Annotated in this window: 15 protein-coding genes; 6 read left to right on the forward strand and 9 right to left on the reverse strand. The window is 66.7% G+C overall.

The genetic code is table 11. The features are described 5' to 3' along the window. The first annotated feature begins 79 nt into the window (after positions 1-79). Complete coding sequence (locus C7R54_RS20635) at positions 80-640, forward strand: hypothetical protein (RefSeq protein WP_240039629.1); 561 nt, start codon at positions 80-82, stop codon at positions 638-640. On the opposite strand, the gene C7R54_RS20640 is transcribed toward C7R54_RS20635, so the two are convergent. Then, a complete protein-coding gene (locus C7R54_RS20640) occupies positions 573-1,640 on the reverse strand; it encodes a LysR family transcriptional regulator (protein WP_129152303.1) in 1,068 nt (355 codons plus the stop codon). The two genes, C7R54_RS20635 and C7R54_RS20640, sit on opposite strands and share 68 nt — an antisense overlap. Before the next feature lie 133 nt (positions 1,641-1,773). Here C7R54_RS20640 and C7R54_RS20645 point away from each other — a divergent pair, with 133 nt between their 5' ends. The 5 genes from C7R54_RS20645 (at position 1,774) to C7R54_RS20665 (ending at position 7,248) form a co-directional block, all read left to right on the forward strand. Beyond that, the gene (locus C7R54_RS20645) at positions 1,774-2,778 is read left to right on the forward strand and encodes a Bug family tripartite tricarboxylate transporter substrate binding protein (RefSeq protein ID WP_129152304.1); all 1,005 of its coding nucleotides are present in this window, start codon (positions 1,774-1,776) and stop codon (positions 2,776-2,778) included. Between the two features lie 39 nt (positions 2,779-2,817). Further along, on the forward strand, positions 2,818-3,864 hold the full coding sequence (locus C7R54_RS20650) for a 4-hydroxythreonine-4-phosphate dehydrogenase PdxA (RefSeq protein WP_129152305.1): 1,047 nt from the start codon (positions 2,818-2,820) through the stop codon (positions 3,862-3,864). A 104-nt stretch (positions 3,865-3,968) separates the two neighbouring features. Beyond that, positions 3,969-5,141, forward strand: coding sequence for an L-rhamnonate dehydratase (locus tag C7R54_RS20655; protein ID WP_129152306.1), 1,173 nt, complete (start codon positions 3,969-3,971; stop codon positions 5,139-5,141). A gap of 38 nt (positions 5,142-5,179) precedes the next feature. Then, complete coding sequence (locus C7R54_RS20660; protein ID WP_129152307.1) at positions 5,180-6,109, forward strand: dihydrodipicolinate synthase family protein; 930 nt, start codon at positions 5,180-5,182, stop codon at positions 6,107-6,109. 140 nt (positions 6,110-6,249) lie between these two features. Further along, positions 6,250-7,248 (forward strand): Bug family tripartite tricarboxylate transporter substrate binding protein, encoded by a 999-nt coding sequence (locus C7R54_RS20665; RefSeq protein WP_129152308.1) that lies wholly within the window; start codon positions 6,250-6,252, stop codon positions 7,246-7,248. A gap of 10 nt (positions 7,249-7,258) precedes the next feature. Here the strand turns inward: C7R54_RS20665 and C7R54_RS20670 are convergent, their stop codons facing one another. The 8 genes from C7R54_RS20670 to C7R54_RS20705 form a co-directional block, all read right to left on the reverse strand. Then, complete coding sequence (locus C7R54_RS20670; protein WP_129152309.1) at positions 7,259-8,236, reverse strand: 2-hydroxyacid dehydrogenase; 978 nt, start codon at positions 8,234-8,236, stop codon at positions 7,259-7,261. Between the two features lie 15 nt (positions 8,237-8,251). After that, the gene (locus C7R54_RS20675; protein ID WP_129152310.1) at positions 8,252-8,461 is read right to left on the reverse strand and encodes a hypothetical protein; all 210 of its coding nucleotides are present in this window, start codon (positions 8,459-8,461) and stop codon (positions 8,252-8,254) included. A gap of 39 nt (positions 8,462-8,500) precedes the next feature. Then, positions 8,501-8,827, reverse strand: a complete 327-nt coding sequence (locus C7R54_RS20680) for a 2Fe-2S iron-sulfur cluster-binding protein (RefSeq protein ID WP_129152311.1) — start codon at positions 8,825-8,827, stop codon at positions 8,501-8,503. A 17-nt stretch (positions 8,828-8,844) separates the two neighbouring features. Continuing rightward, positions 8,845-10,026, reverse strand: a complete 1,182-nt coding sequence (locus C7R54_RS20685) for an FAD-dependent oxidoreductase (protein ID WP_129152312.1) — start codon at positions 10,024-10,026, stop codon at positions 8,845-8,847. A gap of 4 nt (positions 10,027-10,030) precedes the next feature. Further along, positions 10,031-11,032 (reverse strand): Bug family tripartite tricarboxylate transporter substrate binding protein, encoded by a 1,002-nt coding sequence (locus C7R54_RS20690; protein ID WP_129152313.1) that lies wholly within the window; start codon positions 11,030-11,032, stop codon positions 10,031-10,033. Positions 11,033-11,140: 108 nt separating this feature from the next. Then, on the reverse strand, positions 11,141-11,731 hold the full coding sequence (locus C7R54_RS20695) for a 3-phenylpropionate/cinnamic acid dioxygenase subunit beta (RefSeq protein WP_240039630.1): 591 nt from the start codon (positions 11,729-11,731) through the stop codon (positions 11,141-11,143). Next, on the reverse strand, positions 11,728-13,089 hold the full coding sequence (locus tag C7R54_RS20700) for an aromatic ring-hydroxylating oxygenase subunit alpha (RefSeq protein WP_192903711.1): 1,362 nt from the start codon (positions 13,087-13,089) through the stop codon (positions 11,728-11,730). The genes C7R54_RS20695 and C7R54_RS20700 overlap by 4 nt, the downstream gene beginning before the upstream one ends. A 33-nt stretch (positions 13,090-13,122) precedes the next feature. Continuing rightward, on the reverse strand, positions 13,123-13,887 hold the full coding sequence (locus tag C7R54_RS20705; protein WP_129152314.1) for a FadR/GntR family transcriptional regulator: 765 nt from the start codon (positions 13,885-13,887) through the stop codon (positions 13,123-13,125). Positions 13,888-14,148: the final 261 nt, after the last annotated feature.

Raw genomic sequence — 14,148 nt, forward strand, 5'->3', positions numbered from 1 at the left:
GGCCGCATTCCCGTGCGGCTGCCCTCTTGCGACAACCGCGCTACGCGGACGTCGTGGTCGTTGGACCAGGAGGCCCATCATGGGTTTCGATCTCGGCAACCTGCTTTCCCAGTTCGTCAATGCGGCCAACGGCAATAACGCCAACGCCGCGCCCCCGGCCGGCGACGTGTCCGACCATTTCGACCAGGCGGCCCAGAACGCGCCGTCCGATCTCTTGAGCCAGGGCCTGGCCGCGATGCTGCGGTCCGACCAGACGCCGCCGTTCGCGCAAGCCGCGGCGCAGATGTTCGGCCAGGCCAATCCGAACCAGCAGGCCGGCATGCTCAACCAGCTGTTGAGCGGCATGGGGCCCGCGGTGCTGGCCTCGCTCATGAGCGGCGCCGCCGGCAGCGGGCTGGCTTCCCTTCTTGGCCAGGCGGCGCCGCGGGACGGTGGCAAGCCGACCCTCACGCCTGAACAGGCGTCCACCGTCACGCCCGATCAAGTGGCGCAGATCGCCAGCCATGCCGAGCAGCAGAATCCGGACATCATCGAGCACATGAGCGCGTTCTATGCCGAACACGCCAGCCTCATCAAGACGCTGGGCGGCGCCGCGTTGACCGTGGCGCTGGCGAAGATGGCCGAGACCCACCGCGGCTGATTTTCTCCCGGCTGGCCTTCTCTTGGTTTTTTTCGCGGCCGCCCCGCGCGGGGCTCGCCGCGGCGACGGCGTCCGGCGTCGTTTCGTGCAACAAGTGCACGAAATGGCCCGCCGCGGCGCTGAGCGGCCGATTGCGCGGCACGATGCTGCCGAACGCGGTGAGCGCATTGTCTATCGTGTAGGGCAGGATGGCCAGCAGGCCGTGTCGCGCATAGCGGCTCGCCACCGATTCCGGAATCACGCCCAGCATGGCGGACTTCATCACCAGGTTGGTGGTGGTCAGGATGGACGCCGATTCGATCAGCCCCTTGGGCGTCTCGTGGCCGTGGGCGCGGAATTCCTGTTCCATGACATCGCGCATGGGGCTGCCATGCGGCTGCAGGATCCAGGGGTAGGCCTGCATGGCTTCGAAGGTGGCGCGCTTGCGGCGGACCAGCGGATGGTCGACGGCCGCGATGACGGACAAGGCCTCCTCGCCGATGGGACGGAATACATAGTCGCGCTGGGATAGCGTCACCATGCGGCCGATCACCACGTCCAGCCGCCCCTCGTCCAACTGCTTGATCAGCAGGTCGCTGGTGCCGGTGGATATCTCCACGGCCAGCAGCGGGTAGGTCTGCTTCAGCCGTAGCAGGGCGTCGGTGAGGTGGCCGGGAGACGCGGCCATGATGCTGCCGATGAACAGCTTGCCCGCGCTGCCCAGGCGCAGCTCCTCCAGTTCGCGTCCGAGCGAGGAGACCGTGCCGCGCATGCCGCGGAAATACCCCATCACGCATTCGCCGGCGGCCGCCAGCACCAGGCCCCGGCCCACCCGTTCGAACAGCGGCTGGCCGATCGCCAGTTCCAGCTCGTGCAGCATCTTGCTGGCGGCCGATTGGGTCATGTTCAACTGCGCGGCGGCCGCGCGCAGGGTGCCGCGTTCCTCGATGGTGAGCAGCAGCACGATCTGTCGCATGCGCAGCCGCGTCAGCAATCCGGGCATGTGGGCGAGACGTTCCATGATTGATCGCCTGTGGTGAACGGTTGGTTCGAAAGTTTCATTTTACGGAAACAGCGAAGCTTCTTAAGATGGGCGCACAAAAACAGGCGTCCGCGTCATGGCGCGGACGCCCATCGGAACGAGGAGACCATCCATGAAAACTCGTCTGCTGGCCGCGCTGGGCGCGGTGGCGTTCTGCCTGGCGGCGCAGGCCCAGGTCCAGGCACAGGGCCAGACCCAGGGGCCGGCCCAGGGCCCGGCCTTGAATTGGCCGACCAAGCCCCTGCGCCTGCTGGTGGGGTCGGCCCCCGGCGGCGGCACCGACGCCATGGCGCGTGCCGTGGCCGACAAGCTGGGTCCCTTGCTCAAGCAAAGCGTGGTGGTGGAGAACAAGCCGGGGGCGTCGAACACCCTGGCCGCCGACCTGACCGCCAAGTCCACGGACGGCCATACCCTGGTGATGGGCGTCTCCACCGCGCACGCCATCGCGCCGCACCTGCTCAAGCTGGGGTACGACAACGACCGCGACCTGGTGCCGGTGGCGTTCGTCGGCGCGGTGCCCAATGTGCTGGTGGTCAACAACGACCTGCCGGTCAAGTCCGTGCAGGACCTCATCGCATTGCTCAAGCGCAAGCCGGGCGAGTTGAACTACGCGAGCAGCGGGGCGGGCAGTACGCAGCACATCGCCGCCGAGCTGTTCAAGGACGCCACCGGCGTTTCGATGACCCATGTTCCCTATCGCGGCAGCGGCCCGGCCATCGTCGACCTGATGGGAGGGCAGGTGCAGATGACGTTCGAGACCGCGTCGTCCGTGATCCCACACATCAAGAGCGGCAAGCTGCGCGCGCTGGCGGTGTTGAGCGCCCGCCGCAATCCGCAGATCCCCGATGTGCCGACCATGGCCGAGGCCGGCGTGCCGGGCCTGGAGATGAGCGCCTGGTATGGCATCTACATGCCGGGCACCACGCCCCCGGCCATCCAGCGGCGCCTGCACGACGCCGTCAACGAGGTGCTGGCCATGCCTGAAACGCGCAAGCGCCTGGAAGCCATAGGCGCCGATATCACCCCGATGACGCAGGCGCAGTTCATCCAGTTTCAGCAGGCGGAGAACCAGCGCTACGCCGCCATCATCAAGAAGAACCATATCTCCGTGGAATGACCCATGCAGACCCGGCAAGCGCCCATGCAACAAGATCCCATGCAACAAGAAACCCTGCAAAACAGGCCCGGGCAACGCAAGCCTGTTGTCGCGCTGACGCTGGGCGACCCCGCGGGCGTCGGCCCCGAGCTCATCGCCCGGCTGCTGGCCCTGCCGCAAGCCTGCGCCCGCGCCAATATCGTCCTGGTCGGCGACCCCTGGCTGTGGCAGGCGGGGCAGCGCGTGGCCGGCGTGACGGTGGCCACCCGCGCCGTGCCAGGCTTCGGGGCCGTGCGCGACCGCGTCGATACGCACTTGCCCGCCCTGCTGGCCATGGAGACGGTGCGGGAAGATGAAGTGACCGTGGGGCAGGCCGGGGCGCCGGGAGGCGCTTCCGTGCTGCGCGTGCTGGACGCCTGCATGGACGCCGCGTTGGCGGGGATGGCGGACGCGATCTGCTTCGCGCCCCTGAACAAGCACGCCATGAAGCTGGGCGGCCTGCGGCATGGCGACGAACTGCATCACTTTGCCCAGTACCTGGGCGTGACCGGCTACTTCTGCGAGTTCAATACGCTGGGAACGCTGTGGACTTCGCGGGTATCGTCCCACATCCCGCTCAAGGACGCGGCCGCCGCGCTGAGCGTGGACGGCATCAAGGACGCCGCGCGGCTGATATACCGCTCCCTGGTGGCCAACGGCGTCGCGCGGCCGCGCGTGGCCGTCGCCGCGTTCAATCCGCATGGCGGCGACGGCGGCACCTGCGGCCGCGAGGAAGTGGACATCATCGAGCCGGCGGTGCGCGCGCTCAATGCCGAGGGGCTGCCCGTGCAAGGGCCGTTTCCTGCCGACACCATCTTCCTGAAGGCGCAGGCCGGCGAATTCGACGCCATCGTCACCCTGTATCACGACCAGGGCCAGATCGCGCTCAAGCTGCTGGGTTTCTCGCGCGGCGTCACGGTGCAGGGCGGCCTGCCCATTCCCATCACCACGCCGGCCCATGGCACGGCCTATGACATCGCCGGCCAGGGCAAGGCCAATGTCGACGCCATGGCGCAGGCGCTATGGATCGCTTGCCGCATGGGCCTGGCCCATCGCGCGGAGGGCTGAGCGCCGCGCATGTCCCGGCCTTGCCCGTCTCCCCGCGCTTTCCTTTTCGCCCCTTTTTTGCCCCTTTTCTTGTCCCCCGAGGCCTCCACGCTGGAACTCCGCCCATGAAGATCAAATCCGTCCGCGCCCGCGTTTATGAATGGACCGGCAAGACCGTGCCGCCGCAAGGCAATTTCTGCTCCAACGCCATGGACCTGCTGTACTCGCCGCAGGAAACCATGAGCACTTTCCGCTTCCATGGCTGGACCGTGGTGGAGGTGGAAACGGACGACGGCATCGTCGGCCTGGGCAATGTGGCGCTGGCGCCGCGCGTGGCCAAGACCATCATCGACCAGTATCTCGCGCCCCTGGTGACCGGGCAGGATCCCTGGGACTACGAATACCTGTGGCAGCGCATGTACCGCGCCACGCTCGCGTGGGGACGCAAGGGCGTGACCATGGCCGCCATTTCCGGCGTCGACCTCGCCATCTGGGACATCCTCGGAAAGTCCGTGGGCAAGCCGGTTTTCAAGCTGCTGGGCGGCCGCACCAAGGAGAAGATACCTTGCTACTACTCCAAGCTCTATCGCACGGACCTGCGCGCCATGCAGGAGGAGGCGCAGACCTACCTGGACCAGGGCTTCAAGGCCTTCAAGATGCGTTTCGGCTATGGCCCCGCGCATTTGCAGAAGGGCGTGGTGGAAAACCTGAAGTCGGTGGAAGCGGTGCGGGAAGTCATCGGCTACGACAACGACCTGATGCTGGAGTGCTATATGGGCTGGAACCTGGAGTATGCCAGGCGCATCCTGCCCAAGCTGGAGAAATTCCAGCCCCGCTGGCTGGAAGAGCCCGTGATCGCCGACGACATCGATGGCTATGCCGAACTGAACCGGCTGACGTCGATTCCCATCTCCGGCGGCGAACATGAGTTTTCGCTGCACGGCTTCAAGCAATTGCTGGACCGCAGGGCCGTGTCGGTGGTGCAGTACGACACCAACCGCGTGGGCGGCATTACCGCGGCGCACAAGATCAACGCGCTGTGCGAGGCCTATAGCGTGCCGGTCATTCCCCATGCCGGCCAGATGCACAACTACCATCTGACCATGAGCACGCTGGCCTCGCCCATGAGCGAGTATTTCCCCATGTTCGACGTGGAGGTGGGCAACGAGCTGTTCTACTACATCTTCGACGGCGAACCGGTGGCAAAGGACGGCTTTCTCGACCTGGACGACAACAAGCCGGGGCTGGGGCTGACGTTGAAGACGGACTATCTGGGCGACTTCAACATCATCGAATAACCCTCGATCGAACATCCAGCAAACAGGGAGCAAGCCCCATGACGACGACGCGAACGCCGCGCTATCGCGGCATTTTTCCGGTCGTGCCCACGACCTTCACCGAAATCGGCGACCTGGACCTCGCCAGCCAGAAGCGGGCGGTCGACTTCATGATCGACTCGGGGGTGGACGGCCTGTGCATCCTGGCCAATTTCTCGGAACAATTCGTCCTCGCCGACGACGAGCGGGAGGTGCTGTCGCGCACCATACTCGAACACGTGGCCGGGCGCGTGCCCGTGATCGTGACGACCACGCATTTCAGCACCCGCGTCTGCGCCGAGCGCAGCCGGCGCGCGCAGGAGATGGGCGCGGCCATGGTGATGATCATGCCGCCGTACCACGGCGCGACCATACGGGCGCCGGAGGACCAGGTCGTGGGTTTCTACCAGCGCATCTCCGACGCGATCGACATTCCCATCATGATCCAGGACGCGCCGGTCAGCGGCACCCCGCTGTCCGCGCCGCTGCTGGCGCGCATGGCGCGCGACATCGCCCAGGTGTCGTATTTCAAGATCGAGACCGCGGGCGCGGCCACGAAGCTGCGCGACCTGATCGCCCTGGGCGGCGAGGCCATCGAGGGACCGTGGGACGGCGAGGAAGCCATTACCTTGCTGCCGGACCTGGATGCCGGCGCCACCGGCGCCATGACAGGCGGCGGCTACGCCGACGGCATCCGTCCCATCATCGAGGCGCACCGCGCGGGCCGGCGGGACGAGGCCTGCCGGCTGTACGAGCGCTGGCTGCCGCTGATCAACTACGAGAACCGGCAGGGCGGCATCCTTACCGCCAAGGCGCTGATGAAGGCCGGCGGCATCATCGCCTGCGAGGCGCCGCGCCATCCTTTCCCGGCCATGCGCCCGGAGGTGCGCGCCGGCCTGCTGGAGACGGCGCGGCGCCTGGACCCGCTGGTGTTGCGCTGGCTAGGGTAAGCCATAGCTGCCCCTTGCCCGATTTGGCGCTACGTTGTGACAAATATGTTTATCGTACAAAGTCCGGTATGCCGCGAGATGCCGGGTCACGACTTTTGGAGCGCAACGTGTAGCAGGCCAACTAGTGCAAGGGGAAAGCAATGGAGCGTCGAAGCGCATTGAAAATAATGGCGCTGATAGCCGGGATGGGCCAGGCAGCCAGGACCTGGGGGGAAGGCGGCGCCTATCCCGCCCGGCCGATAAAAATCATAGTATCGGCGACGCCGGGCAGCGCCACGGACCTGGCGGGACGCCTGGTCGGCGATCTGCTCAACGTCAAGTACGGCCAGGGCGTCGTGGTGGAGAACCGCGCCGGCGCGGGAGGCGTGATCGGCATGCAGGCCGCCGCGTCCTCCCGGCCCGACGGTTATACGCTGGCGACGGGCGGCCTGGGTAATAACGTGCTGCCGCCAGTGACCCTGCGCGGCCTGCCGCTGGATATCCCGGCGGCGCTGCGGCCTGTCGCCCAAGTCGCGGAGTTCGTCAATGCATTGGTGGTGCGCGTGGACCATCCGGCCAATTCCGTGCCGGAACTGATCGAGTACCTGCGCGCCAGCAAGCGCAAACCCCTGTATGGCAGCAATGGGGTGGGCAGCTCCTCGCAGATGACCGCTGAACTCTTCGCCTTGCGCGTCGGCATGAAATTCGACCACGTGCCCTATAAAGGGGCGACCGAGGTGCTGGTCGGCACGGCCAACAGCGACCTCGATTTCTGTTTCATGAACCTGCCTCCCACGCTGCCCATGGTCGAGGGGCGGCACCTGAAGGCGCTGGCGGTCACCAGTTCCTACCGGGCCCGGCAGCTGCCGGGAGTGCCCACGATGCAGGAGCAGGGCGTCAAGGACTTCGACGTGACCAGTTGGCTGGGTATCTACGCCCCGTCCAAGGTCGAGCCCGCCATCATCGACCAGCTTTCCTCCGCCATTGTCACGGGCCTTGCGACGCCCGAATACCAGAAGCGCATCATCGGCGCCGGTTTCGAACCCAAGCTGCGCAACGCCGCCGAATTCCAGGCGTTTTCGGCGGCGGAGCTCAAGCGCTGGGGCGACGTGGCGAGGCAGGCCGGGATTGTCGTGGAGTACGGCGGCGCGAAGGGGTAGCCGGGGGACGTCAGGCCGCGGCCTTCCAGGTCTCCGGATTGACCATGGCCGCGGGCTGCCTGCCGCCCAGCGCATCGAGCAGATTGGCCACGGCCAGGTCTATCATGGCGCGCCGCGTTTCATGCGTGGCACTGCCGACGTGGGCCTGCAGCACCACGTTGGGCAGTCCGCACAGGGGATGGGTCGCCGGTAGCGGCTCCTGCTCCATCACGTCCAGGCCGGCGCCGGCGATGGTTCCTGCGCGCAAGGCGTCCACCAGGGCGGCCTCGTCCACCACCGGGCCGCGCGCGGTGTTGATCAGGTAGGCGGTGGGTTTCATCAACGATAGTTCTCGCTTGCCCACGGAGTGACGGGTCTGCGCCGAGAGCGGAATGTGGATGCTGAGGACGTCCGCCGACTTGAACAGTTCGTCGCGTTCCACGAACGTTGCCAGGCCCCCGGCTTCCGGATCCTCGCGCCGGTTGTGGTAGATCACCGGCATGTCGAAGGCCCGTGCGGTGCGCGCCACCACCCGGCCGATGCGGCCCATGCCCAGCAAGCCCAGCGTCTTGCCGCGGATGTCGCGCGTAAGCGGGAACGGGCCCTGGGCCCAGGCGCCGCTGCGCACGAAGGCATCGCCTGCCACGAGGTTGCGGGCCAGGCACAGCATCAGGCCGATGGTGACGTCGGCCACGGCGCCGTCCAGCACGCCGGGCGTATTGCAGATCAGCACCCCGCGGGAGGTGGCGGCGGCGACGTCGACGTTGTCGAAGCCGACCGCGAAGTTGGAGCTGACCTTCAGCGCCGGCAGCGCGTCGAGCAAGGCCTGGTCGATCCTGGTCTTCATGGTGCAGACCATGCCGCTGACCTGGGCCCGCACGTCGGCGGGAACGGCGTCCGCGGGGGACTGGCCCATCGGGACGTCGACCAGGTCGCAGGCGGCGGCCAGGCGTTCACGCAGGTCGGGCGGCAGCGGCACGGAGACGATGACTTTGGGTTTCTGGCTCATGGGGATTCCAAGGGTTCAAGTTTCGAGGGTGGCGACGTCGGTGGCGAAGACCTGTTGCTCGCCGGCATCGATGAGGGAAGGGTCGGTCGGGTGGTCGATGTAGCGCACGATCAGCCAGAAGCCGTCCCGCGGATTCTCGACGATCTCGGCGAGCGCGCCGTCGTTCATGCGCACGCGCATGCCGGCTTGCAGTTCGACGAGATTGAGGGTTTTGTTGTCGGCCATGCGTTGTTCCTTGCTATATCCCTTTCCCGGTCGGCCCGGCTACAGTTCCAGCTGGGTAGCCGGGACGCGCACGCGGATGCCGTCCAGCCCCTGGGTCATGATGACCTGGCAGGACAGGCGGCTCGTGGGACAGCGTTCCGGCACGACTTCCAGCAAGGCTTCCTCGGCAATTCCCGGCGCTTCCAGGCGCGCGTACCATTCGGCCCCGACCTGTACGTGGCAGGTGCCGCAGATGGCGCCGCCGCCGCACTCGGCGACGATGCCCTGCAGGCCGTCGCGGCGGGCGGCTTCCATCAGGGACCAGTCTTCGGGGACATCGAGCGTCTGCTCGGCGCCATCGGGCAATTCGAATACGGCTACAGGCATGATGCTTCCTCTCGTGCTCAGGCGTAGGCTTGCGGCGTGCCGATGCGTGGCACGCCCTTGATGAATTCGACCGGGCTGTCGACCGCCTCCACCGCTGCCAGGCGGTCTTGCTGGTAGCGTTCGACCAGCCACCCCCTGGCGGTCGTGTGCAGGATGTCGCGGCAAGGCAGGGCGGGGTTGACCAGCCCGGCCATCTGCAGGCGCCGGCCATGCTGTTCGGACCAGAATGTCGGTGGCTTGGCAGCGGGTACGGCCGTGCCGGCGATGACGGCGGCCACGATGCGTGCCTGCATCAAGGCGTTCTGCACGCTTTCGATGCGGGCGTGGCGTTGCAGCTCCTCGCGGTAGGCGCTGGCGCAATCGCCGATGGCATAGACATCCGGAGCCGAGGCGCGGCATTGCGCATCGACCACCACGCCGTCGCGGCAAGCCAGCCCGGCAGCCTCCGCCAGCGTGGTCGCCGCGACGGCGCCGATCGATACCAGCACCAGTTCGGCCTCCTCCGTGCCGCCATCGGCCAGGCTCGCGCGCCAGATGCCCGCTACGTGGCGCCAGGCGGCCACGGTGACGCCATGGCGGATGTCGATGCCGGCGTCGCGATGCAGGGCGCTCATGCGTTCGGCGGTGGCCGCGGATACCCTGCCTGGCAGGATGCCGTGCTGCTGTTCCAGTACGCGCACTTCGGCGCCCAGCTTGCGCGCCGAGCAGGCGGCCTCCAGGCCCAGGTAGCCCGCGCCCACCACCAGCAGCCGCCGCCCAGGGCGGATGGCCTCGCGCAGGCGGTGGGCATCGTCAAGGCCGCGCACCGCGTGGACATGTTCGCCGTCCAGTCCCGCGATGGCGCGCGCGCCCGCGCCGGTGGCCAGCACGCAATGCCGATAGCCCACGCGGCGGCCGGCGCGGGTGTGCAAGACGCGTTGCGCCGTATCGAGGTGGACGACGGGGTCGCCGCTCGCAAAGTCGATACGCGATTTTTCGTAGGCGTCGCCCGCTCGCAGGGCGATGCGGTCGGCACTGGTGCCGCCGGTCAGCAAGGACTTGGACAACGGCGGGCGCTCGTACGGCGCATGGGGTTCGGCGCCGAACAGCATGACGCCGTCCTCGATGCCGGCAGCGCGCAGCGCCCAGGCGCACTCCACGCCCCCGTGCCCGGCGCCGATGATGGCGGTATGTACGTGTTGCGTTGAAACGGTCGGCATGGGATCAGGTTCCGAATTTCAGCGAGATGTCGGCGCGTTGGGCGACCTGCTTCCAGCGCGCCAGCTCGGTGCGATTCAGTTCGGCGAAGGCCGCCGCGGTGGAGCCCTTGGGCTCGAAGCCCGCCACGCTGAGCGTTTCGCGCGCCCTGGGCGTGGCCATGCCTTCCTGCAAGGCGGCGCTAAGGGTCTGTACCAGTGCGGGCGCCATGCCGGCAGGGCCGTACAGGCCCAGCCAGCTGGTGACGTTGAAATCGGCCAGCCCCTGTTCCGCCATGGTCGGCACATCGGGCAATTGCTGGCTGCGATAGCTGCTGGTCACGGCGATGGCGCGCAGGGAGCCCTTGCGCAGCAGTCCCTGCACGGGGGGAAGGTTGCTGAAGCTGAAGTCGAGATTGCCGTTGATCACGTCGACCAGCATCTCGTTGCTGCCCTTGTAGGGAACGTGCAGCAGGTGCAGTCCCGTGCGCTGCGCGAAGAAGGCCGTGGTCAGGTGCACCGACGTGCCGATGCCGTTGGAGCCGTAGCTCAGGCCCTCCTTGCTGCGCAAGCGCGCCAGCGCGATCAGGTCGTCGACCGTGCGCAAGGGCGAGTCGGCCCGTACGATCAGTACGTTGATGAACTCGGCCATTTCGCCGATGGGGGTGAATGCGCGCGACGTATCCAGCGGCAGGCCCGTGACCGTGGCCATGGGAAGCACCATGCCGCCCAGGCCGTTGAGCAGGAGCGTGTAGCCATCGGGCGGCGCGGCCGCTACGTGCTGGTTGCCTATCATGCCATTGGCGCCTGGCCGATTCTCCACCACCACGGGCTGGCCGAAACGCGTGGAGAGAATATCGCTCGCGAGGCGGCCGGCCACATCGGTCACGCCACCCGGCGGATAGGGCACCACCAGGCGTATCGGCTTGGTGGCGTAGCCGGACTCCGCGGCACGGACGGTCCGCATCCATGTGAACGGGGCCGGGACGGCGCTGGCGGCGAGCAGTTTCAATAAGGAACGTCTTTGCATGCTGGCGGCTCCAGGTACGGACGAACCAGACCCGCCGCCGGGGCGGGTCGTCGTGAAGGGACAGGGTGGCGTGTGCCGGCACGCGGGCCGGCGCACCGCGGCCTCGTGCTAGAAGAAGATGGTGAGCGCCTTGGAAAGCAGGACGTTCTGGTCCAGGTGGATTTCCCGGGAGAGCAGCGTCCAGCGGCCATCGCGGCGCCGCAGTACATCCTCGCGCTTGCCGGCGTAGAGATTGACTTCGGCCTGCAGCCGGTTCTGGTAGATCAGGAAGCGCGAGCGCACGCGTATCCGTTCGCCGCCGCCTGCCTCCGGTGCGACATCGAGCACGCGTATATTGGTGACCAGGTGCGAAACGCGCGAGGCGGGTTCTTCCGCCCAGTGGATGCCGGTCTTGAGCTGGGCCACCCGTTGGCGCAGCGTTTCGATGCCTTCGTCGAACCAAGCCACGTCGCGCGGGCCTGAGTACTCCTGGCTGGTGGCGTCGCGACGCACGTTGCGGGTCAGGGGCATGCGGTAGGCGATATCTTCGTCCAGCAGCTCCAGCCATGCCTCGAATTCGCGGTGGTCCAGCAGGTCGGCTTCGTAGTGCAGGAAGCGTTGCGCCTGCCACCAGATCTCCATGTCGTCCACGCTTGCATCCGTGGCCGACATGGAGGCCACGACGGGCACGGCATCCTCGGTTGCGGTAGGCGCGTTCATGCGGCTTGCTCCTCGATGCGCACGGCGCGCGCCATCAACTGCGTCCAGTCCCTGCCGTTCATGAATTGACCCCATCGGCGGTAGAAGGCGCGGGCGTTTTCCTCGGTGTACTCGCCGTTGACGGCGCAGCCGGGGATCTCGGGCACCGGCTGGGCATGGCCGACGCCCATCTGGTAATTGAAGTACAACTCGCGCGACATCGTGCCCATGCTGGCCTCGGTGGCGCCGGTCCAGTTCTCCATGTCGTCGGACTCGGTCATGCCGCCGGGCCCGGAGTAGCGCAGGAAGTAGTGGCGCGCCGCCTCCTTGACCGCGTCCGGCGCGTCCTTGTCCACCAGGTACATGCGCCACATCTCCATTTCGGTCGGGCTGATGGGATGGAATACGGCCAGTGTGCGCGGCTGGCGTCCGTGGAAGGACATATTGGGGAAGATGGTTCCGACGCTGGTCTGCACGCGCATGGCCGAACCCAGCGTTCTCGTCCGCTTTTCGTGGATCTCGCGGTAGTAAGCCTCGACCTCCGGGTAACGGGCGTACTGCGGCGCATAAGGGCCTTCTTCATGATAGGGCAGGCGGCCCAGCAGGCCATGGCCAAGATCGGGGAAGCAGATCGCGGAGCGGCTGACAGACGGATCGCGCCGTCCCTTGCCGCCGCCGGGCCCGATGCCGACGATGTCGACAGAGCGGTGGCTGATGTCGTGATAAAGATCGCCGATGAAATTCTCGGGCGCGAATTTCCAGTTGCACTTGACGCGCCACTTCTGCACGCCGCCGATGACCTCGGAGCCGCCGGGGCTACCGTCGCGGTGATCCAGGGCGGCATCCAGGTACAGGCGCATATTGCCCAGGTAGTCGAGAAAGGGCGGCGCGCCGGGATCCCAGGTTGCCCAGATGGCGCCCTTGTAGTTCACGACCTTGGCGACGGTCTTCAGGCCCCACTGCTTCTTGTCCAGCTCTCCCTTGTAGTGGGTGGCATGGCCGGGCACGCCCACCAGTTCACCCGGACGCTCCACCAGCTTGCCGTCAGTGGAAAAACTCCAGCCGTGATACGGACAGGTGAAGGTACGGTTGTTGCCGTGGTCGTAGCGGCATAGCTTCATGCCGCGGTGCGTACAGCTGTTGAGCATGACCTGGATCTGGCCCTGGCGATCGCGCGTCAGGATGACGGATTCCGTGCCCATGCGCGACACGAAATAGTCATCCGGCTTGGGCACCAGGCTTTCATGCCCGACGAACAGCCAGGCGCGGGAGAAGATCTGCCGTAGCTCCTGCTGGAAAATCTCGTCGTCGACGAAAATGGATCGGCTGACCAATCCTTCGTCAGCCCGCACCAGTTCATCTATCGATTTTTGCCCCATCGTCCATTCCCCTTGGAATCGCGGCCGGCCGCTTTATGCCTTGTCGGTCGTGGCAGCCGCCGTGCGCAATCTGGATTCGGTGTTGTCAACGTGCGTGCGAGCCTCTTGGCGGGCCAGCTCCGCATCGCCTTTATTTATGGCGGTGAAAAGCGCTTCATGTTCCTTTTGCGCCTGGCTGCCCCGGCCGGCGATCTTGGCCGAGCGGGAGCGCGAGACGCGCAGGTTCTTCTTGAGCAGTACCGCCAGGAAGTCGAAGAAGTTCAGGTAGTGCTCGTTGCGAGTCGCGCGAGCGACGCAGCGGTGGAATTCCATGTCGGCGTCCACGCCGATGGCGACGTCGCCGGAGGCAATGGCGTCGCTCATCTTGCGCAAGGCCTGGCGCATGGCGGCCAGGTCGTTGTCATCGCGCCGTTGCGCGGCCAGGGCGGCCGCCTCGATCTCGAAACCGCGGCGCAACTCCACGATACGCAGCACCTGGTCGGCATCGCCGACGTCGGCGGCCTGCATGCGCAGCACCGACGGCCGCGTCGTCTGCATGACGGTGAGTCCGCGTCCTTGCTTGCTCTGGACGACGCCGTGCACCTTCAGGCGGGAAACCGCTTCGCGCAGCACGGTGCGCGAGACGCCGAGGCGGGTGGCGATGGCTTGTTCCGGCGGCAGGACTTCGCCGACCAGATAGTCGCCGCTGGTGATTTCGTCCAGCAGCATTTCCGCGATGCGGTCCGTCAGGTTGGGCTCCGACTGGGCGGGCGCGGCGGCATTCTTCTTCAGCAGCGGGAGGGAAGGCGATGTCGGCATGAGCAGGTTCGTTTTCGAAAAACGTCCGTGAGCGTCCATAACTGCCTGTGGCCGCGGACTGCGGGGCGCCTTGCGGGCCGGCCGTCCGTCGCCGTTGAAAATACGATAATCGTACAGCTGCCGATGCGCCTACTAGGGAAAGCCCGCGCCACAGCGTGGCCGGTCGCGGCGTTTTTGTATCGCACTGTATGTCTCCCCGGGCCAGACACAAGGAAAAACCAAACGCTGGTCACGGTTCGCTAAAAAGTCTCCAACGCCGGA

The organism is Achromobacter aloeverae (assembly GCF_004121055.1).
GTDB classification, from domain to species: domain Bacteria; phylum Pseudomonadota; class Gammaproteobacteria; order Burkholderiales; family Burkholderiaceae_B; genus Bordetella_C; species Bordetella_C aloeverae.

Excerpts from the sequence above, each read along its gene's own strand:
- C7R54_RS20635 (WP_240039629.1), top strand. The coding sequence starts at position 80 with ATGGGTTTCGATCTCGGCAACCTGCTTTCCCAGTTCGTCAATGCGGCC.
- C7R54_RS20640 (WP_129152303.1), bottom strand. The coding sequence starts at position 1,640 with ATGGAACGTCTCGCCCACATGCCCGGATTGCTGACGCGGCTGCGCATG.
- C7R54_RS20645 (WP_129152304.1), top strand. The coding sequence starts at position 1,774 with ATGAAAACTCGTCTGCTGGCCGCGCTGGGCGCGGTGGCGTTCTGCCTG.
- C7R54_RS20650 (WP_129152305.1), top strand. The coding sequence starts at position 2,818 with ATGCAACAAGAAACCCTGCAAAACAGGCCCGGGCAACGCAAGCCTGTT.
- C7R54_RS20655 (WP_129152306.1), top strand. The coding sequence starts at position 3,969 with ATGAAGATCAAATCCGTCCGCGCCCGCGTTTATGAATGGACCGGCAAG.
- C7R54_RS20660 (WP_129152307.1), top strand. The coding sequence starts at position 5,180 with ATGACGACGACGCGAACGCCGCGCTATCGCGGCATTTTTCCGGTCGTG.
- C7R54_RS20665 (WP_129152308.1), top strand. The coding sequence starts at position 6,250 with ATGGAGCGTCGAAGCGCATTGAAAATAATGGCGCTGATAGCCGGGATG.
- C7R54_RS20670 (WP_129152309.1), bottom strand. The coding sequence starts at position 8,236 with ATGAGCCAGAAACCCAAAGTCATCGTCTCCGTGCCGCTGCCGCCCGAC.
- C7R54_RS20675 (WP_129152310.1), bottom strand. The coding sequence starts at position 8,461 with ATGGCCGACAACAAAACCCTCAATCTCGTCGAACTGCAAGCCGGCATG.
- C7R54_RS20680 (WP_129152311.1), bottom strand. The coding sequence starts at position 8,827 with ATGCCTGTAGCCGTATTCGAATTGCCCGATGGCGCCGAGCAGACGCTC.
- C7R54_RS20685 (WP_129152312.1), bottom strand. The coding sequence starts at position 10,026 with ATGCCGACCGTTTCAACGCAACACGTACATACCGCCATCATCGGCGCC.
- C7R54_RS20690 (WP_129152313.1), bottom strand. The coding sequence starts at position 11,032 with ATGCAAAGACGTTCCTTATTGAAACTGCTCGCCGCCAGCGCCGTCCCG.
- C7R54_RS20695 (WP_240039630.1), bottom strand. The coding sequence starts at position 11,731 with ATGAACGCGCCTACCGCAACCGAGGATGCCGTGCCCGTCGTGGCCTCC.
- C7R54_RS20700 (WP_192903711.1), bottom strand. The coding sequence starts at position 13,089 with ATGGGGCAAAAATCGATAGATGAACTGGTGCGGGCTGACGAAGGATTG.
- C7R54_RS20705 (WP_129152314.1), bottom strand. The coding sequence starts at position 13,887 with ATGCCGACATCGCCTTCCCTCCCGCTGCTGAAGAAGAATGCCGCCGCG.